Origin of the sequence: Parabacteroides sp. AF21-43 (genome assembly GCF_003635435.1) — a bacterium.
GTDB lineage: Bacteria > Bacteroidota > Bacteroidia > Bacteroidales > Tannerellaceae > Parabacteroides > Parabacteroides distasonis.
The window spans coordinates 1-21,970 of the sequence record NZ_QTMG01000039.1 but is presented as its reverse complement, the minus strand read 5'-3'; the positions used below and the strand labels follow the sequence as shown (position 1 = coordinate 21,970).

The 21,970-nt window shown below is 46.6% G+C and carries 17 protein-coding genes, 1 pseudogene and 1 riboswitch; of the genes and pseudogenes, 14 read left to right on the top strand and 4 right to left on the bottom strand.

The genetic code is table 11. The features are described from left to right. The first annotated feature begins 32 nt into the window (after nt 1-32). From DWX84_RS19845 to DWX84_RS19825, 5 genes and pseudogenes are all read left to right on the top strand, one after another. Nucleotides 33-680: an AAA family ATPase gene (locus tag DWX84_RS19845; RefSeq protein ID WP_005866440.1), complete on the top strand. Its 648-nt coding sequence runs from the start codon at nt 33-35 to the stop codon at nt 678-680. Between the two features lie 58 nt (nt 681-738). After that, nucleotides 739-3,068 (top strand): annotated as a pseudogene (locus tag DWX84_RS19840) (glycoside hydrolase family 3 N-terminal domain-containing protein). Between the two features lie 85 nt (nt 3,069-3,153). Then, the gene (locus DWX84_RS19835; protein WP_005866444.1) at nt 3,154-3,558 is read left to right on the top strand and encodes a hypothetical protein; all 405 of its coding nucleotides are present in this window, start codon (nt 3,154-3,156) and stop codon (nt 3,556-3,558) included. After that, nucleotides 3,555-4,856 (top strand): DUF3440 domain-containing protein, encoded by a 1,302-nt coding sequence (locus DWX84_RS19830; RefSeq protein WP_005866446.1) that lies wholly within the window; start codon nt 3,555-3,557, stop codon nt 4,854-4,856. The genes DWX84_RS19835 and DWX84_RS19830 overlap by 4 nt, the downstream gene beginning before the upstream one ends. Beyond that, nucleotides 4,840-5,364 (top strand): ParB/RepB/Spo0J family partition protein, encoded by a 525-nt coding sequence (locus DWX84_RS19825; RefSeq protein WP_005857955.1) that lies wholly within the window; start codon nt 4,840-4,842, stop codon nt 5,362-5,364. Before DWX84_RS19830 ends, DWX84_RS19825 begins: the two co-directional genes overlap by 17 nt. Before the next feature lie 345 nt (nt 5,365-5,709). Here the strand turns inward: DWX84_RS19825 and DWX84_RS22025 are convergent, their stop codons facing one another. After that, nucleotides 5,710-6,054, bottom strand: coding sequence for a hypothetical protein (locus DWX84_RS22025; protein WP_229103526.1), 345 nt, complete (start codon nt 6,052-6,054; stop codon nt 5,710-5,712). A gap of 73 nt (nt 6,055-6,127) precedes the next feature. After that, nucleotides 6,128-7,036 (bottom strand): hypothetical protein, encoded by a 909-nt coding sequence (locus DWX84_RS19815; RefSeq protein ID WP_229103525.1) that lies wholly within the window; start codon nt 7,034-7,036, stop codon nt 6,128-6,130. Between the two features lie 399 nt (nt 7,037-7,435). Next, nucleotides 7,436-7,532: riboswitch (TPP riboswitch) on the top strand. A gap of 62 nt (nt 7,533-7,594) precedes the next feature. Between DWX84_RS19815 and DWX84_RS19810 the strand changes: the two genes are divergently transcribed. Next, nucleotides 7,595-8,365 (top strand): sulfide-dependent adenosine diphosphate thiazole synthase, encoded by a 771-nt coding sequence (locus DWX84_RS19810; RefSeq protein WP_005857953.1) that lies wholly within the window; start codon nt 7,595-7,597, stop codon nt 8,363-8,365. A 56-nt stretch (nt 8,366-8,421) separates the two neighbouring features. Here the strand turns inward: DWX84_RS19810 and DWX84_RS19805 are convergent, their stop codons facing one another. Further along, entirely contained in the window at nt 8,422-8,841 is a 420-nt protein-coding gene (locus tag DWX84_RS19805) for a hypothetical protein (protein WP_122377600.1), read from the bottom strand. Nucleotides 8,842-8,911: 70 nt separating this feature from the next. Between DWX84_RS19805 and DWX84_RS19800 the strand changes: the two genes are divergently transcribed. From DWX84_RS19800 to DWX84_RS19785, 4 genes are all read left to right on the top strand, one after another. Continuing rightward, nucleotides 8,912-9,316 carry a DUF6769 family protein gene (locus DWX84_RS19800; protein ID WP_022192395.1) on the top strand — a complete coding sequence of 135 codons (405 nt, stop codon included), beginning with the start codon at nt 8,912-8,914 and terminating at the stop codon, nt 9,314-9,316. Nucleotides 9,317-9,394: 78 nt separating this feature from the next. Further along, the gene (locus tag DWX84_RS19795) at nt 9,395-10,630 is read left to right on the top strand and encodes an efflux RND transporter periplasmic adaptor subunit (protein ID WP_122377599.1); all 1,236 of its coding nucleotides are present in this window, start codon (nt 9,395-9,397) and stop codon (nt 10,628-10,630) included. A 15-nt stretch (nt 10,631-10,645) separates the two neighbouring features. Beyond that, a complete protein-coding gene (locus tag DWX84_RS19790; RefSeq protein ID WP_121961367.1) occupies nt 10,646-13,729 on the top strand; it encodes an efflux RND transporter permease subunit in 3,084 nt (1,027 codons plus the stop codon). A 5-nt stretch (nt 13,730-13,734) separates the two neighbouring features. Further along, the gene (locus tag DWX84_RS19785; RefSeq protein WP_121961366.1) at nt 13,735-14,919 is read left to right on the top strand and encodes a TolC family protein; all 1,185 of its coding nucleotides are present in this window, start codon (nt 13,735-13,737) and stop codon (nt 14,917-14,919) included. A gap of 66 nt (nt 14,920-14,985) precedes the next feature. Here the strand turns inward: DWX84_RS19785 and DWX84_RS19780 are convergent, their stop codons facing one another. After that, complete coding sequence (locus tag DWX84_RS19780) at nt 14,986-15,933, bottom strand: nitronate monooxygenase family protein (protein WP_005857940.1); 948 nt, start codon at nt 15,931-15,933, stop codon at nt 14,986-14,988. A gap of 108 nt (nt 15,934-16,041) precedes the next feature. Between DWX84_RS19780 and DWX84_RS19775 the strand changes: the two genes are divergently transcribed. The 4 genes from DWX84_RS19775 (at nt 16,042) to DWX84_RS19760 (ending at nt 21,766) form a co-directional block, all read left to right on the top strand. Further along, on the top strand, nt 16,042-16,221 hold the full coding sequence (locus DWX84_RS19775; protein ID WP_005857938.1) for a hypothetical protein: 180 nt from the start codon (nt 16,042-16,044) through the stop codon (nt 16,219-16,221). A 164-nt stretch (nt 16,222-16,385) separates the two neighbouring features. Continuing rightward, a complete protein-coding gene (locus DWX84_RS19770; protein WP_009017180.1) occupies nt 16,386-18,506 on the top strand; it encodes a M3 family metallopeptidase in 2,121 nt (706 codons plus the stop codon). Between the two features lie 50 nt (nt 18,507-18,556). Further along, a complete protein-coding gene (locus tag DWX84_RS19765) occupies nt 18,557-20,716 on the top strand; it encodes a M3 family metallopeptidase (RefSeq protein ID WP_005866465.1) in 2,160 nt (719 codons plus the stop codon). Nucleotides 20,717-20,833: 117 nt separating this feature from the next. Continuing rightward, nucleotides 20,834-21,766, top strand: coding sequence for a site-specific integrase (locus DWX84_RS19760; RefSeq protein WP_005857932.1), 933 nt, complete (start codon nt 20,834-20,836; stop codon nt 21,764-21,766). Nucleotides 21,767-21,970: the final 204 nt, after the last annotated feature.

Below are 21,970 nucleotides of genomic sequence, written 5' to 3'. Positions count from 1 at the left end.
GTTTGTAAGTGGTTGAATTAAACTTGAAATCTATGGATAATAAAATCATATTGACGATAGGCCGCCAGTTCGGAAGCGGTGGCCGCGAGATCGGACAACGTTTGGCGAAGGAGTTGGGTATCGGTTACTATGATAAGGAACTGATTACCGTGGCGGCCCGTGAGAGTGGATTATGCGAGGATGTCTTCGAGAAGGCGGACGAACGTGCCTCCAGTGGTTTATCGTACGCTTTTACGATGGGGTACTCTTCTTTTATGGGAGGGATGTTTACGCCTTATAATGATATTTTGTCTAATGACGGTCTTTTTAAGATACAGAGTGACGCTATCCGTAAATTGGCGGAGACTGAGTCGTGTGTTTTGGTAGGGCGTTGCGCTGATTATATCCTCCGGGATGATCCGGCTTGTTTGAGCTTCTTTATCCATAGTTCAGTGGAGAGCCGAGTCCAAAAGACCGTGGAAAGGCATGGTGTGACAGTGGAAGAGGCGAAGAACATGATGGAGAAGACTGATAAATCCCGTGCGGCTTACTATAATTATTATACGAATAAGACATGGGGAATGGCCTCTTCTTATAATTTCTCGATCGATGTATCCGTATTAGGGATCGACGAGACCGTGGAATTTATGAAAAGCTTTATCGAGCGCAGATTGAATAAGCGTCCGCCTCATTTCGGATAAATCGTATTCTTGAGAAACCATTATTGAATAGAGATTAACCTATTAAAACTAAGAAAGTATGCGAAAACCTTTTATTACTGTTCGGCTGACCCATGGTATGTTGGGCGCCTTGTTAGTTTCCACCTGTGCTTGTTCGGGCACGAAGTGGACGGAGGTAGAGAAAGATTCTATCCGTATCGTTACCCAGCAAGAAGGAGCTGTATTAGGATATTCGGCCAATTCGGGGGTGAGACTTCTTGCCGTTGACGGATATGCCTTCAAAGATCTGAATCGGAACGGGCGGCTTGATCCGTATGAGGATTGGCGTCTTACGCCCGAGGAACGTGCCGTTGATTTGGCCGGACAGTATCTACAGAGGAAATCGCCGGATTGATGCTTTATAGCGCCCATCAATCTATCCCCGGTGCCTCGAAAGGGTTTGGAACTTCTACCTACAATGGCAAATCTTTTGATGAGAGTGGAGCCCAGCCATCCGATCTTTCCGATGCGCAGCGTAAATTCCTCACCGAGGATAATGTTCGTCATGTATTGGTTACGAGAGTACAAAGTCCAGAAGTGGCGGCTCGCTGGAATAATAATGTGCAAGCTTTAGTGGAGGGCATCGGTCACGGTATCCCAGCCAATAATAGTTCCGATCCTCGCCATGGTACGGCTGCGGATACAGAGTATAATTTTGGTAGCGGAGGACAGATCTCCTTATGGCCCGGTTCTTTAGGTTTGGCGGCTACTTTCCGTCCGGAAATGATGAGACGTTTTGGTGAGATCGCCTCTGCTGAATATCGGGCGTTAGGTATCGCTACTGCCTTGTCCCCGCAAGTGGATATGGCGACGGAGCCCCGCTGGAGCCGTGTGAGCGGTACGTTTGGAGAGGATCCGGACTTGGTTACGGATATGTCTCGTGCGTATGTGGACGGTTTTCAGACTTCAACCGGTGGGAAAGAGATTCGTGACGGTTGGGGCTATGAGAGCGTAAACGCCATGGTAAAACATTGGCCGGGGGGTGGACCGGGTGAGGCTGGACGTGATGCTCATCACGGTTATGGTAAATACGCTGTTTACCCCGGAAAGAATATCGAGGAACAAAAGAAGCCTTTTGTGGAAGGCGCCTTTAAATTGGATGGAGCTACCGGCAAAGCTTCTGCGGTGATGCCTTATTATACGATTTCTGTTGGACTGAATCCGGATAGTGCGGATATTGCGAATAGTTACAACCGTTATCTGATTACGGATCAATTACGTGAGAAATATGGATACGACGGTGTGGTTTGTACAGACTGGGGAATCACGGGTGATGAGACGGGCATAGAGACCTTCGCCGGAAAACCTTGGGGAGCGGAGGAGCTTTCTGTTGCCGAACGGCATTACCGTATTTTGATGGCTGGCGTAGATCAGTTTGGTGGTAATAACGATAAAGGCCCGGTATTGGAGGCTTATAAGATGGGTGTGGAAGAGATGGGAGAGCCCGCCATGCGTGAACGTTTCGAGACTTCTGCCGTACGTTTATTACTGAATATCTTTCGGACAGGATTATTTGAGAATCCCTATTTAGACCCTGCCGAATCCCAAAAGATCGTAGGGAATCCTGATTTTATGAAGGAGGCTTACGATGCCCAGCTCGCTTCTGTCGTGATGCTGAAAAATAAGGGAAACGCCTTACCTATGAGTAAGGAGATGAAGGTGTATATTCCGAAACGTTATTATCCGGCGGTAGTCGGTTTCTTCGGAACGACTAGCGAGGCTCATAGGGATGATCCGGTGAATTTGGATTTGGTTCGTAAGTATTTTACGGTCGTTGATAATCCCGATGAGGCGGATTTCGCTATCGTCTTTATGACGAGCCCGATCAGTGGTACGGGGTATGATAAATCCGATCGTGAGAAAGGAGGAAACGGTTATATGCCTATCAGTTTACAGTATAATGATTATACCGCTACCTATGCCCGTAACCCAAGTTTGGCGGGGGGAGATCCGTTTGAGAATTTCACGAACCGTTCTTATAAAGGTAAGTCCGTGAAAACAGCTAATAAGCAGGATATGCTTTCTGTTTTGGAGACAAAGGCTAAAATGAAAGGTAAGCCTGTAATCGTATCTTTGGAGATGGATAAGCCCACGATTATGTCCGAGTTCGAGGGTTCGGCGGATGCCATTTTGGTGAACTTCGGTGTACAAAACCAAGCGGTCTTGGATATCATCAGTGGAAAAGCCGAGCCTTCCGCTTTGTTGCCTTTGCAGATGCCGGCAGATATGCGTATCGTGGAGGAGCAATTCGAGGATGTTCCCCGGGATATGAAATGCTATACGGACAGCGAGGGCCATCTGTATGATTTCGCTTTTGGTATGAATTGGAAAGGCGTTATCGATGATGAGCGAGTGACTAAATATAAATAGGGTAAATTACATTTTTGTGTTTTTGTGGTTACGGTATCTATATATAATGCCTAAATTTGCATGGTAATATTATTAAGTGCAGACCATGAAAATTATGACATTGCAGGGAACGGACAAATTGTTATATGAACTTGTCGCGCCTTTGGTCATGAATCCAGCCATTTTGCGACAAAATAACAATTACCCTTTTAAAACATCTCGTAGCCACGTTTGGTATATAGCCTTTCATGAAACGGCTGTTGTTGGTTTTATGCCTGTAAAAAAAGGACATATCTATTACTCTATAGACAATTATTTCGTGAGTGGTGACGATCCTTCGGTATTGAGTGAACTTCTTGAAGAAGTCATAAAGGATTTTTCATCTCAAGCTTCACTTATGGCTGTTGTGCATAAACGTCATGTAAAAGTGTTCTCACAAAAAAAGTTCCAGACATGTGTTGAGTGGAAAAATTATGATAAAATGCATTATTTACCGGAGGTAGAGTCATGATGCGAAGAATGGATGTGTACGAGGCGACAGAGAAAAGATTGAAGATCATTTTTGATTATTTCGATTACGTATACGTCTCTTTTTCCGGCGGAAAGGATAGTGGTGTACTGTTGAATTTGTGTGTAGATTATATTCGTAGATACGCTCCGGGACGAAAACTAGGTGTATTTCATATGGATTATGAGGTTCAATACAGCCAGACGACCGAATATGTGGAAAAGGTTTATGCCGCTAATTCCGATATCCTTGATATTTATCATTGTTGTGTTCCTTTTAAAGTCCAGACATGTACATCTATGTTTCAACAATATTGGAGACCTTGGAGCGAGGAGTGCCGGGATATCTGGGTTCGAGAGATGCCCCATTCATGTCTCCGGGCGAAAGACTTTGACTTCTTCAAGGAGGACATGTGGGATTATGATTTTCAGAATATGTTCCCTTTTTGGTTGTATCAACGGAAAATGGGCCGGCGTATATGTTGCCTTGTTGGTATCCGTACCCAAGAGAGTTTTAATAGGTGGCGGGCCATACATAGTGATAAGAATTACAGAAAACTAGCTAATTATAAATGGACTCGCAGAATGAATTATTCTATATATAACGCATATCCTATTTATGATTGGAAAACTCAGGATATCTGGATAGCGAACGGAAAGTTCGGTTGGCCATATAATCATTTGTATGATTTGTATTATCAAGCAGGGGTGCCTTTGTCCCGGCAACGTGTGGCGAGCCCATTCATATCCCAAGCGATATCCACACTGTTCATTTACAAAGTTGTCGATCCCGACATGTGGGGGCGGATGGTTGGACGTGTAAACGGTGTTGGCTTTGCCGGTATATATGGGAATACCTCCGCTATGGGATGGAGGGCTATCAAGTGCCCAGCCGGGTTCTCTTGGGAGAAATATATGTATTTTCTCCTAAATACCTTACCCGAAGAAACTCGTGAGAACTATTTGAATAAGTTAAGAGTCAGCCGTAAATTCTGGAGAGAAAAAGGGGGATGCCTCAGTGAGGAGACAATCGCTAAGTTACGGGCGGCTAATATTCCTATCATTGTGGAAGAATGTACCGCTTACCATACGGATAAGAAACCAGTACGGATGGAGTATATCGATGATATCAATATACCCGAGTTTAAAGAAATCCCTACTTACAAACGTATGTGTGTTTGTATTTTGAAAAACGATCATACATGCAAGTATATGGGTTTTTCCCAGACAAAACGAGAGAGGGATATGAGAAAAGAAGTAATGGACAAATATAATTTTTATAAGCATGGGAAACTTTGTTAGTCCGGCATATGGTGTTAGGGCTGTCCCTATAGAAAAAATTGTAGCCAACAGCTATAACCCTAATATCATGGCACCACCGGAAATGCGATTATTGGAACTTTCCATTTGGGAGGATGGCTATACGATGCCTTGCGTCTGTTATTATCTTGAAGAGGATGATTTATATGAGATAGTAGATGGTTATCATCGTTATCTGGTTATGAAGCAATCTCAAAGGATTTATGATCGTGAGAAAGGAATGTTGCCTGTAACGGTGATTGAGAAAGATATTTCAAACCGAATGGCTTCAACCATTCGCCATAACAGGGCTCGAGGGATGCACAACTTGGAACTTATGACGGAGATTGTTACGGAGTTGGTCAAATCTGGGATGTCTGATAAGTGGATCATGCGTAATATTGGAATGGATAAAAATGAGTTACTTCGGTTCAAGCAGATTTCGGGATTAGCTGAATTATTCCGGGATAAAGAATTCGGTTGGTCTGATGACTGGTCGGAAGAAGATTAAGCTTTTTACATTTCTCAATATGTTGAGGAGCAATTTGTTTGTTCGCCGATATATCGAGTATATAATGTTCTTTCCCTTCCAACTCAGAGTCTGTCCAAAGCTCGATAACCGAATTGCCTTTTGCCCGTAACCCTCCCATAATGGCGCTTTGCCCGAATCGTTCTCTCAATATGTCTTGCAACTCAAACAAGCAGGGAGCCTGTTTGGGCAAATTGGTTTTCACTACGGTTTGCGGAGTGATTGTAAAATTCTTCGCATCCGTTACTTGTCCCCAAGAACATACCACCACTAACAGCAGCGACAACATGATATTGATTTTTCTGACGGTAAAGCACATAACTTCTTTTATTTAAGATATTGTATCAAGGCATCGCATTGTTCCATATATCCTTGCAGCGTATCTGCCATTTGCGGCATTTCAGGAAGCAGTTCACCACATATCCGTTTGATGCCGGGTAGTTCCATCAATCCGGGAAAGCCTTTTCGCATCCATTCTTTCTTAGAGGGATAATCGTCCGGAAGATTAGTGTATAGCATTTGGTAGTAGCTGATGGATAATGCGATTTGTTGTATCTGTTTTGTCTCTCCTTCGGGGTATTGTTCCAGTTTGTTGATAGCTTCCGTAAACAGGGATCGCTGCATTTCGATGGTAGCCGGATAATCACCCAACAATACAAGTGTCTGTAACAAATAAATACGGCAAGTAGCAAGTTCCTGCTCAGTTAACGGCAGTCCGCTCAGGTACTCAAGCCCCTCTTTGACCTCAAGGAGAGAGCAGGCGTTCCGGTGGCAACGTGCCCGGTTCTTGTGCCTTCAGCCATTGGTGGCAAGCGAAACTGACCACGCAACGGTGGAGCAGGCGTGACGGATCATTTTCATCTCCTGTAAGGGAGGCATAACGGTCGGCTTCCGCAAAATCATGCTTTTCTATAAGCTTGTACATTATGCGTTTACAAAATTCTGGAAATAGAGATTCCTGTTTCTCTTTCCACTGGTTGTACGGGGTCTCCCAACCGGCAAGGAAAGACATTTCCTCTTCTTCAAAATCGAAATCCATCTCTTTCCCATAGGCTCCTGCCACTTCAAACGCTTCGGGAACTGCCAGCAGCCGGAGCAACGCTTGGATTCTTTCCGGTTCGGGTGCATTGTCATCGTCCAAACCTTCCACTACGCAAAGTAGCGGAAAGAACGCATACCAATGTCCCAGCGTATCGGCTCCTCTTTTATCCCCTTCGGCAAGTGCCTTAGAAGCTAAGGGAACAATTTGTTCCGCCAATTCCAAAGGGGCTAGTAGCCGAAGTTCCGCCTTTGCCGATACAGGAAGAACACCCATCTCAAGCAGCTTTTTCCATAACGCAGTCCCTGCGGTGACACAACACTTTCCGGAACAACCGTCCACATAAGTACCATCTTTCAAGAAACCGCCCTCTATGGCAAGCCGCCTCGCCTCGCTACGCTCCGGCTCAGGCAATTGCTCCGGAGGCAAAAGAGAGAGATAACCGAGTTGTTCCAGTTCATCACGAACCCGTAATACCGTGTACCCGCAGTCCAGTTGATTCTGGATTTGGTAAAGACTATAACAAATACTTTGTGCCAAAGGTGGAACAGGAGAGGCGGTCGCTGTTGTTATCACGGAATATTCCACCAAACTTTCTATAGCATGCATTGACATAATTGCAGTGATTTATAAGGATTAATATGAGTCCTATTGGTTGATAAATTGAAAACCAGAGATAGAAACTATAAGTTTGAATTACCTAATTACAAGATTTACAGATTTAATACCACTACGTTTATCGTAAGCAAAGTTACAGATATTTATTATTTGACCGATGATTTTTGCAAAGAATTTGCATTGCAACAAGGAAAAGACTAACATACCGTGATAATTATACTGATAACCTATGGTTTTATATGAATGTTATTGGCTATTGTACCCGATGAAATTGGTGGCAAATCTTCAAGGCATCTTATACATTATCCATCCGAATGACGGAAAAATTGAGGGGAAACATAGAAGTGGAACCTGAAGGTGTACAGTTATACTAATTTTTTGTACATTTGCTCCCGACTTTTCACATAGGGGTGCCCGAGTCATACGGGCTGAGATTATACCCATCGAACCTGATCCGGGTAATGCCGGCGAAGGGAAAATAAGGTAGAACTAGGAAATAAAGGGGGCGTTACCTCTATGTGCTCCCTGATGTTTAAACTTTAATTAGTTATTAAGATGGAACAGATTGTTTCAAGTGGAATCATTGACTCTTACTTCGAGAAGTTGAAGAGCAACTTGTCTGTGGATGTAGCGATCGTGGGAGGGGGACCTTCCGGTATCGTGGCCGCTTATTTCTTGGCGAAAGCCGGTAAGAAGGTGGCGTTGTTTGATCGTAAGCTGGCTCCCGGTGGAGGTATGTGGGGCGGCGCTATGATGTTCAACGATATCGTGGTGCAGGAAGAGGCTATGCCGATTATCAAGGAATTGGGCGTAAGCTATAAGGAAGGTGCTAATGGTACGTATATCATGGATTCGGTACATACCACTTCTGCTTTGATTTATCAGGCGACGAAGGCGGGCGCTACGATCTTTAACTGCTATTCGGTAGAGGACGTGGTGTTTCATAACGATGCCGTAGCCGGTGTGGTAGTGAACTGGGCTCCGGTAATCCGTGAAGGGATGCACGTGGATCCGTTGACGATCATGGCTAAGGCTGTCTTGGAAGGTACGGGGCATGATTGCGAGATTGCCCGTGTGGTAGCCCGTAAGAATGATATCCAATTGAATACACCGACCGGAGGCGTGATCGGCGAGCGTTCCTTGAATGTGGAGCTGGGTGAGCAGACGACGGTGGAGAACACGAAGGAGATCTACCCGGGATTATTCGTTTCCGGTATGGCCGCTAACGGCGTAAGCGGTAGCTTCCGTATGGGACCGATCTTTGGCGGCATGCTGATGAGCGGCAAGAAGGCTGCTGAGTTGATCTGCGAAAAACTTGGGAATTGAAAATTGAAAATTGAGAATTGAAAATTATAGATTGTTGTATCTTTAATTTTCAATTCTCAATTCCCAACGGTTTTTCCTTGTCTCAAGAATAAGAATCCCGTTATGATCAACGCCGTGGATAATCCCGTATAGAATACGGAAATGAAAGAATTCGGCAGTAAATGGAACGTGCGGATCGTGATCCCGAAAGCGATCATGAAGATCATGATAATCCAACCTTTCACGTCGAAGAAAGAGAACGGGCAATGTTTCCCGTTTTTCCGGGAGATCCGTTCGGAATGTTTATAGAAAAGCCGTTTAAAGACCAAATTGAAGAAAAGCAAGAAAACGATGGTCGCTTCCCCGATCTTGAATAACCAATAATGGGTATCGTTTAACCATGTGACGATACCGATGCGTAAGATATTGATACCGGCGAAAATCCATACGCAACCGGCGGTATATAATAATATCTTTTTATTTACTCCAAACTTCATCTATCTTTTTATTTACCGCAAACTTACAACATTCATGTAAAAAACGGAAAAATATCCTTATCTTTGTGCCATGCGTGAGAAAATGAAACAGAGGATTGTACAATACGTGGTGCTGATGGCCGGCATCTTGGCGTTGCTTTCTGTGGTTATCCCTCACCATCATCACCGGGACGGGATGCCTTGTTATCAATCCTTGACCGCGGAGCAAGCGCATGGCGATAAAAGCACAGATACGCATGATTGCGGTTGCGACGGGCATAACTTGGCCTATTTCAGTACGCATATTTTTCATTTTATGGATGGAGATGTGGATATACATCTGATGCCGTTACTCGTCTTATTTGATTACATTTATCCACCTGAACCGGCGTTTTGCGGACAGCTCCTTGATCACGAGAACGCCCCCTACATTGAGTCGCTGCACGACGCTTGGATAGTGAGTGCCTCGGGACTTCGTGCCCCTCCTATGTCTTGATATCTCGTTTGTGAGAGTGGGTGAGGACAGACTTGCCCCTATCTATTTATTATTAACGATATCAAGATTTTTTACACAATGAAGAAAATATATTTGGTAGGTGCGATGTGCGCTTACCTGTTTGCCGGTTGTGCGGGAAATGCGTCGCAAGCCGGACACGATGAGCATAATCATGAATTAGAGGCTCACGACCATGAGCATGAAGGTGAGGATCACGATCACGATCATGATCATGAGGGACATGAACACGAAGGCCATGACCATGAGCATGAGTCCGGTGGTACCCATCCCGGCGAGATTGTCTTTAAGAAAGCCTTAGCCGAGGCCGTTGGTTTGCAGACCGTAACGGTTAATCCCGCTCCTTTCACGGATGTGATTAAGACGAGCGGACGAGTAATGGCGGCGCAAGGGGAGGAGTCCGTGATCGTCGCTACCGTCCCCGGCGTGATCTCGTTTGGTAGCTTGCCATTCGTGGATGGTACGGCGGTACGCAAGGGACAGGCCGTGTTGAGTATCGCTTCCAACGCCCTCTCTGATGGAGACGTGGCGGCAAAGGCTAAATTCGCTTATGAGACGGCGAAAAAGGAATACGAGCGTATGCAAGCCTTGGTAGGCGATAAGATCGTATCCGCCAAGGATTTCGAGCAGGCCCGCTTGAATTACGAGAACGCCAAGGTCGCTTATGAGGCGATAGCGGGAAAACAGACGGCGAAAGGCGTGTCTGTAGTCTCTCCCTTGAACGGTTACTTGAAGAACATCCAAGTGAAAGAGGGTGATTATGTATCCGTAGGTCAGCCTTTGGCTACGATCTCGCAAAACAATCGTTTGGTATTGCGTGCGGACGTGTCTGAGAGGTATTACAACGATCTTCCCATGATCCAAACCGCTAATTTCATGACTCCGTATGATAACGCTCTCTATAAATTGTCTGATTTGCGTGGACGGTTGTTATCGTATGGAAAGGCTTCCGATATGAACTCTTTCTATGTACCGGTGACTTTCGAGTTCGATAATAAAGGAGCGGTTATCCCCGGTTCTTTCGTGGAGATTTTTTTGTTGACAAAGCCGATGGAGAATGTCTTGAGCGTGCCTGTCTCCGCCCTTATCGAGGAGCAGGGCGTTTATTCGGTATTTATCCGTCTGGATGAGGAAGGCTATAAGAAGCAATGGGTGACGCTGGGAGCGAATAACGGCTCGGAGGTACAGATCCTTTCCGGATTGAAACCGGGCGATGAGGTCGTGACCCGTGGCGCTTACCAGATCAAGTTGTCTTCCGCTTCTAACGCGATACCGGCTCATAGCCATAGCCATTAATAGGAGGGATGTTGCATGTTAAATAAGATAATTTATTATTCATTGCACAACCGGTTGGTAATCTTGGTTTGTGCGCTATTGCTGATGATCTGGGGTACGTACACGGCGTTTAATACGGACGTGGATGTGTTCCCGGACTTGAACGCCCCAACGGTCGTGATCATGACCGAGGCGAACGGTATGGCTCCCGAGGAGGTGGAACGCTTGGTGACATTCCCTGTGGAGACTGCCGTGAACGGTGCGATGGACGTACGGCGTGTGCGTTCCTCGTCTACCACCGGATTCTCCGTGGTTTGGGTAGAGTTCGATTGGGGTACGGATATTTACCGGGCTCGTCAGATCGTGTCCGAAAAACTGGCTGTCTTGGGTGAGAGCCTTCCCGAGAACGTAGGTAAACCGACCTTAGGCCCGCAGTCATCCATCTTGGGTGAGATGATGATCCTCGGTTTGACCGCCGATTCCACGTCTTTGTTGGACTTACGTACGATCGCCGACTGGACGATCCGTCCCCGTTTGTTGTCTACGGGCGGTGTGGCGCAGGTGGCCGTGATCGGTGGCGATATTAAGGAGTACCAGATCTTGTTGGACCCGGCTCGTATGAAGCACTACGGTGTAGGGTTGAACGAGGTGTTGGATGTTTGTCGGAATATGAACCGGAACGCCAATGGTGGTGTATTGTATGAGTTTGATAATGAGTATATCATCCGGGGAGTCTTGTCTACGTCGAAGGCGGAGGAGATCGCTCAGGGTGTGGTGAAGACTGTGAATGAGTATCCGGTTATGCTGGGTGATATCGCTACGGTTAAGATCGGCGGTAAAAGCCCGAAGTTGGGAACCGCTTCCGAGCGGACAAAGCCAGCCGTGCTGATTACCGTGACCAAACAGCCGGATACGAGTACGGAGAAGTTGACGGAGAAGCTGGACGAGATTGTTGTCGATTTGCGGAAGAACTTGCCGGCGGATGTACATGTCTCTACGGATATATTCCGCCAGAGTCATTTTATCGATAACTCTATTAATAATGTAAAGAAGAGCTTGTTTGAGGGTAGTTTCTTCGTGGTGATCGTCTTGTTCCTGTTCTTGATGAATATACGTACGACAGTGATCTCGTTGGTAGCCTTGCCGTTATCTTTACTGGTCTCTATCATCGTATTGCATTACATGGGATTAACGATTAACACGATGAGCTTGGGAGGTATGGCGATCGCTATCGGTTCCTTGGTGGATGACGCTATCGTGGACGTGGAGAACGTGTATAAACGAATCCGGGAAAACCGGCTCTTGCCTCCGGATCAGCAACGCTCTACCTTGGAGGTGGTTTACGACGCTTCCCGTGAGGTACGTATGCCGATCTTGAACTCTACCTTGATTATCGTGGTGAGTTTCGTGCCCTTGTTCTTCTTGAGTGGTATGGAAGGCCGTATGTTGGTTCCGCTGGGTATCGCTTTTATCGTGGCGTTGTTTGCTTCTACGGTAGTGGCGCTTACCTTGACCCCGGTGCTTTGTAGCTATTTGTTGAACCGTAAAGCGACGGGAATGAAGGAACTGCGTGAGGCTTGGATAGCCCGGAAGTTGAAGGTGGTGTATAAACGGGCTTTGGAGTTAGCGTTGGCTTACCAGAAATGGGTACTAGGTACCACGATCGCTTTGTTTGTGGTCGCCTTGGTGATATTCTTTCATTTGGGTCGTAGTTTCTTGCCCCCGTTCAATGAGGGTTCTTTTACGATCAACGTAAGTTCACTTCCGGGAATTTCCTTGGACGAGTCGGATCAGATCGGACGCCGTGCGGAAGCGTTGCTGTTGCAAGTGCCCGAGATAAAGACTGTGGCTCGGAAAACCGGTCGTGCGGAATTGGATGAGCATGCCTTGGGCGTGAATGTTTCCGAGATCGAGGCTCCTTTCGAATTGCAAGACCGTAGTCGGGATGAGGTGATGAATGATGTCCGCAAGAAGTTATCTACGATCAGCGGCGCTAATATAGAGATCGGGCAACCTATTTCCCATCGTATCGACGCTATGCTTTCCGGTACGGAGGCGAATATCGCTATCAAGCTGTTTGGTACGGACTTGAACCTGATGTTTACGGTCGGTAACCAGATCAAGGCCGCTATCCAAACGATCCCGGGTCTGGTGGACTTGAAGGTAGAGCAGCAGATCGAGCGTCCGCAGTTGACAATCACCCCGAAACGTGAGTTGCTGGCTAAATATGGTATTCCCCTGCCAGAGTTCGAGGAATATATCAATGTGATGTTGGGTGGAGAGGCCGTAAGTCAGGTGTACGACGATGGCAAGAGCTTCGACCTGACCGTGAAGACCTCCGACGCCAGCCGTGCCACGATGGATGATATTAGCAATCTGATGATCGATGCCGCCGGGCAGAAAGTGCCGCTAAGCTACGTGGCCGATATCCGTTCCGTGACCGGTCCGAATACGATCAACCGTGAGAATGTGCAACGTAAGATCGTGATTAGTGCCAATGTATCGGAACGTGACTTGCGGGGTGTCGTGAATGATATTCGTAACAAAGTGGATGAGAGCATCAAGCTTCCGGAGGGGTATCATATCGAGTATGGCGGCCAATTCGAGAGCGAGGAGGCAGCTAGCCGCACGTTGTTATTGACGTCTCTTATGTCATTATTGGTGATTTTCATGTTACTATACAATGAGTTCAAGAACGTGAAGGAGAGCGGCGTGATCTTGTTGAACCTACCGTTGGCGTTGATCGGTGGCGTGATTATCCTATGGCTTACTTCCGGCGAGATCAGTATCCCGGCGATTATCGGTTTCATTTCCTTGTTCGGTATCGCTACCCGAAACGGTATGCTACTGATCAGCCACTATACGCATTTGCGTGGAGAGGGAATGGGATTGCGAGAGTCCGTGATACAAGGTTCCCTAGACCGTTTGAACCCGATCTTGATGACGGCGTTGAGTTCCGCCTTGGCGTTGATTCCATTGGCGTTGAATGGCGATCTTCCCGGAAATGAGATCCAAAGCCCGATGGCGACGGTGATCTTGGGTGGTTTATTAACCTCTACGTTCTTAAACGGATTCATCATCCCGATTGTTTATCTGATAATGAACAAGAATAAAGAATAAGTTTTATGAAATCATATATTATAGTCGCCGCCTTGTCTGTATTGACAGGCGGCCTTTCCGCCCAGACTTCTATAGAGGACGTGCTCCGGAGCGTGGAGGCGAACAATAAGGATTTACAGGCGAACAGCCAGTTGCTCCAGTCGCAGAAGCTGGAGGCGAAGTTGGATAATAATTTGCCAGACCCTTCGGTCTCTTATTCGCATTTCTGGGGGAATAAAGAAGGGATGGGATTCACGGGCGAGTTCGTGGCTTCCCAAAGCTTTGATTTCCCGTCTGTATATGTCCGGAAGCATAAGCTGACGAAGGCGAAATCCGCGGGTTTGGATCGTCAAGGGATGGCTTTTCGTCAGCAAATCTTGTTGCAGGTGAAAGAGGTTTGCCTAGATTTGGTGCTGTTGAACCAGCAGAAGAACCTATTGGATACCCGTCTTAGGAACGCCGAGCAACTTTCTGCTTTTTATGCGACTCGTTTGGAGAAAGGAAACGCGAATATCCTTGAGACAAACAAGATCGATCTGGAATTATTGAACGCCCGGACAGAGGCCCGGATGAACGAGACTTCCCGTATTGCCAAGCTGCAGGAGCTAGCTACCCTGAACGGCGGTATCGCTATCGAGTTTACGGATACGGTTTACGCCTTGCCGGATAGGGAGGTGCTTTCCTTTGATGAGCTGCGGACGGAGGCGATGCAATCCGATCCGCAATTACAGACCTTGCGTAGCGACCAGACGACAGCCCTTCGGCAGGTGAGCGTGAATAAGGCAAAAGGTCTGCCCGGCTTTGAGTTAGGGTATCGTATGAATCCCGCCTCGGGTGGAGAGCGTTTCAATGGTTTCTTGGTAGGAATCACCATCCCGTTGTTCTCGAACCGTAATAACGTGAAACAGGCGAAGGCTCAGGCCCGCTATACGGAGATGCAGTTGGAGAGCGCTTCTTTCACGGTAGAGAATGGGTTGAGGCAGCTATATGACCAGTCTGTCTCCTTAAAGAAATCTATCGATGAATATAAGGATGTGCTGAAAAGGCAGAATAGCTTGGTCTTGTTGAACAAGGCTATACAGGCCGGGCAAATCTCTATGATCGAGTATTTCGTGGATGTGACGACCTATTACCAAAGCATGCAAAACTACCTGCAATTGCAAAACCAATACCAAAAGGTCATGGCGCAATTGTATAAGTATCGATTATGATAAGGAACACAACTGTGTTTTCTCTTGAACACAGTTGTGCTTATCCACAGATACAGTTGTGTTTTCTCACGAACACAACTGTGTCTTTACGTTCTCTAAGGATAGCTTAAAGTCACGGATCAATTCTTTCATCACCTCTTCCACGGATAATTCCTCCCAGAATAAAGACGCTACCTGTCCGATCTCTAACTCGCCTTCCTTTAGGTCGCCCTCAAAGATTCCTTTCTTGGCACGTCCTTTGCCCAATAACTCACGTAATTCTTCCACGGACGCTCCCCGGGCTTCCGCTTCTTCCACTGCCGTAGCGAAATCTCCTTTTACCAGACGGGTAGGAGACAGTTTCTTTAATAATAACTTCGTATCGCCTTCCTTAAGATTCAAGCATAGTTTCTTGAAATTCTCGTGTGCCGAGCTTTCTTTGGTCAAGGCGAAACGAGTGCCTATCTGTACGCCGTCGGCCCCTAGTGCGAGTGCCGCTAGCATCGCTTGACCGTTTCCGATACCTCCTGCCGCCAAAAGGGGGAGGGAGGTCGCTTTCCGGACAGCGGGGATCAGGCACATCGTAGTTGTTTCCTCCCGTCCGTTGTGCCCGCCTGCCTCGAAGCCTTCGGCAACGATGGCATCCACTCCGGCCTCCTCGCATTTCGTGGCGAATTTAGAGCTGCTTACCACGTGAACGACCGTCATGTCATGATCCTTCAAATACTTTGTCCATGTTTTCGGGTTACCGGCGGAGGTAAATACGATCTTCACTTTTTCCTCCACCAATATCCGCATCAAGGTATCGATTTCCGGGTACATCAGCGGGACATTCACGCCAAAAGGCTTGTCGGTCGCCGCCTCGCATTTACGGATATGTTCCCGGAGCACTTCCGGGTGCATGGAGCCTGCCCCGATCAATCCTAATCCACCGGCGTTACTAACCGCTGAAGCTAGCCGCCAACCACTACACCAAACCATTCCCGCCTGTATGATGGGATACTGAATACCAAAAAGACTACAAATTCGATTCATATTATTTCTTGCGTTAATCTCGCTAAAATTAGTGAACTATTTTTATTGGAACAACAATTTCTTTGTCGAGGTTGTTGAATAGGCATATAACTTTAAAATATAAGAGATATGCCAGAGAATATAATGAAAACGTTATGGGATGAGAGCGATGATCTTCACGATGAGACCATGTCTACCAATTCGGTATTGTCGGATGATTACACGTCTAATGACATTCAAGATTTACAAGAAACGATCGAAAATGAAAATATCGAGGACGGTATAGAGAGCGATTCGATTGAACATTGAATGAAAGCATATTGGGTCCCCGAAGGGAAGATCTCCCTTTGGGGATCTTTTTTGTGTGAATTGTGAAAATCTTTTTCCGGATTCTAAATAATAACAATTTGAAATAGAATTGTAACGCAAAACTTCGTTATCTTTGTCCATTGTAATTCTAATATAACAATGGCATGAATAAAACGCTTATGGCCGCAGGTTTAGCGGTTATTTTGGGAGCTTGTTCCTCCTCAAAGAAAAGCGATGTAGCGGAAGGCGCTACACCCAATCCGTTTTTTGCGGAGTATACGACACCGTTCGGGGTGCCTCCGTTTGACCAAATAGAGGTGGCTCATTACAAGCCGGCTCTTTTGAAAGGCATGGAAGAGCAGTCGAAGGAGATCGAGGCGATCGTGGCAAATCCGGATGCGCCGACATTCGAGAATACGATCGTGGCCTTAGACCAAAGTGGCGAGTTGCTTACTAAAGTAATGTATGCTTTCGGTGGCCAATCCAGTGTGAATACCACGGACGAGATCCAAGAGCTCGAACGTGAGCTTTATCCCCTTTTATCCAAACATTCGGATGATATCAGCTTAAATCCCAAGCTTTTCGCCCGGGTGAAATCCGTATATGAGAATCAGGCGAGCTTCCATCTGGATAAGGAACAGAAGAAGCTGTTGGAGGAAACCTATAAAAGCTTTGTCCGGGGAGGAGCCAATCTGCCGGAGGATAAGCAGGCGAAGTTGCGTGAGCTGAACGAGAAGATATCCATGCTCCAACTTACTTTCGGACAGAATACCCTGAAAGAGACCAACGATTTCCAATTAGTGATCGATAATAAAGAGGACTTATCCGGTCTGCCGGAAGACGTGATCGTCAAGGCGGCGCAAACGGCCCAAGAGAATGGTCTGGATGGTAAGTGGGTGTTTACCCTCCATAATCCGAGCGTGATGCCTTTCCTTCAATACGCCGATAAGCGTGATTTGCGTGAGAAGATCTTCAAGGCGTATACGAATCGTGGCAACAATAATAATGAGAATGATAATAAGGAGGTCGTTAAGCAGCTGGTTGCCGCTCGTCTGGAGAAAGCCCGATTGATGGGATATGAGGATTATGCCGCTTTCGTATTGGAAGAGAATATGGCGAAGAACGAGAAGAACGTGTATGACTTGCTCGATAAAATCTGGCCGTCTGCTTTGGCGAAAGCGAAAGAGGAATTGGCCGATATCAACGCCGAGATCAAGAAGGAAGGTGGTAATTACGAGGCCGAGGGCTGGGACTGGCGTTATTATTTCGAGAAAGCCAAGAAAGCGAAATATAACTTGGACGAGAACGAGATGCGTCCTTATTTTGAGTTGGGACATGTACGTGAGGGCATCTTCTATGTAGCCAATAAATTATACGGTATCACGTTTACCGAGATCAAGGACATCCCGAAACCGGACCCCGACGCTCTCGCTTTCGAGTGCAAGGATAAAGATGGTACGCATCTGGGCGTGCTGTATATGGATTTCTTTACCCGCCCGGGCAAAGGAGGTGGCGCATGGTGCGGCGGTTACCGTTCACAAACGTATAAAGATGGGAAACGGGTAGCCCCGGTGGTTACTACCGTATTTAATTTCAGTAAACCGGCGGAGGGACAACCGGCGCTTTTGACAGCCGACGAGACTGAGACCGTATTCCATGAGTTCGGTCATGCCTTGCACGGTTTATTCTGCGACGTTCATTATTATGGCGTGTCCGACGTGCCTCGTGACTTTGTGGAGCTACCTTCGCAAGTCGATGAGCATTGGGCCGTTGAGCCGGAGGTATTGAAAGTGTACGCTAAACATTACCAGACCGGCGAGGTAATACCGCAAGCCCTTGTAGACAAGATGATTAAGAGTGGCAAGTATGGACAAGGCTTCGCTACGACGGAGTATCTGGCCGCCTCTTATCTGGATATGGATTATCATGTATTGAAAGAGATCCCTGCCGATTTGGATATCGAGAAATTTGAGGCGAAGGTCTTGGGCGATCGTGGTCTGATCCGTCAGATTCCGTCTCGCTACCGCTCCACTTATTTCGGACATACGATGGAAGGTGGATATACCGCCGGTTATTATAGCTATATCTGGGCGGAAGTGTTGGATTGCGACGCTTTCCAAGCTTATAAGGAGACGGGTGATATCTTCAACCCGGAGGTTGCCTCTAAATTCCGTAAATACGTACTGACCCCGGGCGGCATCGATGATGCTATGGATATGTACGTGAATTTCCGTGGTAAACAACCAAGTATCGATCCGTTGTTGGAGAACAGAGGGCTAAAATGAGAAGAATAATTAGAATAATTCATAACTCATAAATCAAAAAATCAGTAAAGATGAAACAATTAATTATGGCAGCAGGATTAGCCGTTATGCTTACTGCCTGCGGTACTTCCGAAAAGAAGACCGTGGAGGGTGAGAACCCGTTCTTTGCGGAATATACCACCCCGTTTGGAGTTCCACCTTTTGATCAAATCAAGTTCGAGCACTACAAACCGGCCCTATTGCAAGGTATGGAAGAGGGACGCAAGGAGATCGAGGCGATCGTGAATAACCCGGAGGAGCCGACGTTCGAGAATACGATTGTCGCTTTGGATGAGCAGGGTGCGTTGCTTCGGAAGGTCCAGATTGTTTTCGGTGGACAGAATAGCGTGAATACGAATGATGAGATGCAGGCGTTAAGCCGTGAGATGTCGCCGCTATTGTCAAAATATAGTGATGATATCAACTTGAATCCGAAATTATTCGCTCGTGTGAAGGCGGTATATGATAAGAAGGATGAGTTGGGTCTCGATAAGGAGCAAATGAAGTTATTGGAGGAGACTTATAAGGACTTCGTCAGGGGTGGCGCTAATCTTTCCGCTGAGGATCAGGCTAAATTGCGTGAGTTGAATAGCAAGATCTCCATGCTACAGCTTACTTTCGGACAGAATATGCTGAAAGAGACGAACGCTTTTAAATTGGTGATCGACAAGCAGGAAGATCTTTCCGGTCTGCCCGAGACCTTGATCGCTAACGCCGCTCAAGCGGCTAAGGATGCCGGGATGGAAGGCAAATGGGTATTTACCTTGCAGAACCCGAGCGTGATGCCGTTCTTGCAATATTCCGATAAACGTGAGTTGCGTGAGAAGATGTTCAACGCTTATATCAACCGTGGTAATAATAATAATGAGAACGATAACAAGGAAGTGGTTCGTGATTTGGTTGCCGCTCGTTTGGCGAAAGCGAAGTTGATGGGCTATGATGATTACGCTTCTTTCGTGTTGGAGGATCGTATGGCGAAAAGCTCGGATAAGGTTTATCAATTGTTAGATGAGGTTTGGAAGCCTGCTTTGGCGAAAGCGAAAGAGGAATTGGCCGATATAAACGCCGAGATCAAGAAAGAAGGCGGCAATTTCGAGGCCGAGGGCTGGGATTGGCGTTATTATTTCGAGAAGGCCAAGAAGGCTAAATTCAATTTGGATGAGAATGAGGTTCGTCCTTACTTGAAGTTGGATAATGTTCGTGAGGGTGCTTTCTATGTAGCTAATAAGTTATATGGTATCACGTTCACCCCGATCCGTAATATCCCGTTGCCTTATCCGGAAGCGCAGGCTTTTGAGTGCAAAGATAAGGATGGCTCTCATTTGGGCGTTATTTATTTCGATTTCTTCCCTCGTGCCAGCAAGCGTGGTGGCGCATGGTGTGGTTCTTATCGTCCGCAGGCTTATAAGGATGGCAAGCGTGTGGCTCCGGTCGTAACGATCGTTTGTAACTTTAGCCAGCCCGCTCCGGGACAACCTGCGTTGTTGAGCGCTGATGAGGCGAATACATTGTTCCATGAGTTCGGTCATGGTTTGCACGGCTTGTTCCGTGACGTGCATTACTCCGGTGTTTCCGGTGTTCCTCGTGATTTCGTGGAGTTGCCTTCACAGGTTATGGAGCATTGGGTATTCGAGCCGGAAGTATTGAAGGTGTACGCTAAGCATTATCAGACCGGCGAGGTGATCCCGGCCGAGTTGATCGAGAAGTTGGATAAGAGCGGTAAGTACGGACAAGGTTTCGCTACGACGGAGTATCTGGCGGCTTCTTATCTGGATATGGATTTCCATGCGATCAGTGGTGACGCTGCGGATAAGAAGGTGATCAAGTTCGTTGACCAGACGAATAATGTTCCGGCCAACTTGAACGTGATGGATTTCGAGCAACAGACGTTAGGCCGTCGTGGTTTGCTGAAACAAATCCCTTCCCGTTACCGTACGACTTACTTCAACCATACGATGGGTGGCGGCTACACCGCCGGCTATTATAGCTACATCTGGGCTGAGGTATTGGATTGCGACGCTTTCGAGGCATTCAAGGAAACCGGCGACATCTTTAATCAAGAATGTGCCGATAAATTCCGTAAATATGTCTTGACCCCGGGCGGTATCGACGACGCTATGGATATGTACAAGAATTTCCGTGGCAAGGAACCGGGTACGGATCCGTTGCTGAAGAATAGAGGACTGAAATAATCTAGAAATGGAGATTTTATAAAGGCGGACCGGTTGGTTCGCCTTTTTTTGTATATGCTCAACCTCCCGGATCTGTATTACATTTGCTAAGTTTTATCACGAAAAAATAGCGATAGTATGGAGAAAAAGGATTTAGTAGAAGGGATGAGGTTGTATATCTATAAATTGCGTGTGGATGGGCGTTATTCCACGGCGAAGAGCTATCAGGATGCATTGAACTCATTCATGCGGTTTTGTGGGTTGGAGGTAATTCCCTATATCTATGTCAATAAGGAGAACCTTCGGCGTTATCAGGCCTTTTTGTTGAATAAAGGATGTACATGGAACACGGTGTCGACCTATATGCGTCGGATCCGTTGTGTGTACAACATGGCGGTGGAGGAAGGGTTGGCCCCCTATATCCCTTATTTATTTAAGGGAGTTTTCACGGGTATAGAGAGCAAACGCAAAAAGGCGTTACCACAGGATTTATTACGTTCTCTGATGACGGCCTCATTAGATGATCCGGAACTGAGAAAAACACGGCAGGCATTGTGCCTGATGTTCCAGTTTTGCGGTATGGCATTCGTGGATTTCGCTCATCTGAAAAAGGAGAATGTCCGGGGTGGGGTTTTGGAATATAAACGCCAGAAAACGGGTACTCCGATGCTTATAGAGGTACAATCTACCGCATGGGAGTCGCTGAGGGAACTGTCAAGTGATGTAGGTAAGGACTCACCCTATTTGTTTCCTTTCTTGAAAGGGATAAAAGTGGGAAAAGAAGCCTACAAGGAGTACACTTCCGCTTTGGCCCATTTTAACCGGAATTTGAAGAGGTTGGCGAGAGCCTGCGGTGTGTCTATCCCGATCACCTCATATTCGATCCGTCATTCTTTTGCGATGATTTTGAAGGAACAGGATGTCCCGATTGAGATGATCAGCGAACTATTGGGCCATAAATCGATCAAGACTACGCAAATCTATTTGAAAAGTTTCTCGTTGGAAAAGATGTCTGCGGTGAATAAAATTTGTTTTGAGAGTGTGTACAATCATGTACCGAAAGTAGGGTAAAGGGAGTAGGCTACTTGGGGAGTAGCGTATTCTTTCACGGCGCAAATGTAGTAAAAAATAACTAAAAACAAGCAAACAAATGCGCTTGTTTACTCATTGTAGGCGTTTGATCCTCTCTATTTTTTGATTTTCCTGTTTTATCCTAGACGTATAGACATGGTGATGCGGGTGAAATGACCTCTTGTTCCCGGTATCATTCCACCA

Coding starts and splice junctions, on each gene's coding strand:
- DWX84_RS19845 (WP_005866440.1), top strand. CDS start 33: ATGGATAATAAAATCATATTGACGATAGGCCGCCAGTTCGGAAGCGGT.
- DWX84_RS19835 (WP_005866444.1), top strand. CDS start 3,154: ATGAAAATTATGACATTGCAGGGAACGGACAAATTGTTATATGAACTT.
- DWX84_RS19830 (WP_005866446.1), top strand. CDS start 3,555: ATGATGCGAAGAATGGATGTGTACGAGGCGACAGAGAAAAGATTGAAG.
- DWX84_RS19825 (WP_005857955.1), top strand. CDS start 4,840: ATGGGAAACTTTGTTAGTCCGGCATATGGTGTTAGGGCTGTCCCTATA.
- DWX84_RS19815 (WP_229103525.1), bottom strand. CDS start 7,036: ATGTCAATGCATGCTATAGAAAGTTTGGTGGAATATTCCGTGATAACA.
- DWX84_RS19810 (WP_005857953.1), top strand. CDS start 7,595: ATGGAACAGATTGTTTCAAGTGGAATCATTGACTCTTACTTCGAGAAG.
- DWX84_RS19805 (WP_122377600.1), bottom strand. CDS start 8,841: ATGAAGTTTGGAGTAAATAAAAAGATATTATTATATACCGCCGGTTGC.
- DWX84_RS19800 (WP_022192395.1), top strand. CDS start 8,912: ATGCGTGAGAAAATGAAACAGAGGATTGTACAATACGTGGTGCTGATG.
- DWX84_RS19795 (WP_122377599.1), top strand. CDS start 9,395: ATGAAGAAAATATATTTGGTAGGTGCGATGTGCGCTTACCTGTTTGCC.
- DWX84_RS19790 (WP_121961367.1), top strand. CDS start 10,646: ATGTTAAATAAGATAATTTATTATTCATTGCACAACCGGTTGGTAATC.
- DWX84_RS19785 (WP_121961366.1), top strand. CDS start 13,735: ATGAAATCATATATTATAGTCGCCGCCTTGTCTGTATTGACAGGCGGC.
- DWX84_RS19780 (WP_005857940.1), bottom strand. CDS start 15,933: ATGAATCGAATTTGTAGTCTTTTTGGTATTCAGTATCCCATCATACAG.
- DWX84_RS19775 (WP_005857938.1), top strand. CDS start 16,042: ATGCCAGAGAATATAATGAAAACGTTATGGGATGAGAGCGATGATCTT.
- DWX84_RS19770 (WP_009017180.1), top strand. CDS start 16,386: ATGAATAAAACGCTTATGGCCGCAGGTTTAGCGGTTATTTTGGGAGCT.
- DWX84_RS19765 (WP_005866465.1), top strand. CDS start 18,557: ATGAAACAATTAATTATGGCAGCAGGATTAGCCGTTATGCTTACTGCC.
- DWX84_RS19760 (WP_005857932.1), top strand. CDS start 20,834: ATGGAGAAAAAGGATTTAGTAGAAGGGATGAGGTTGTATATCTATAAA.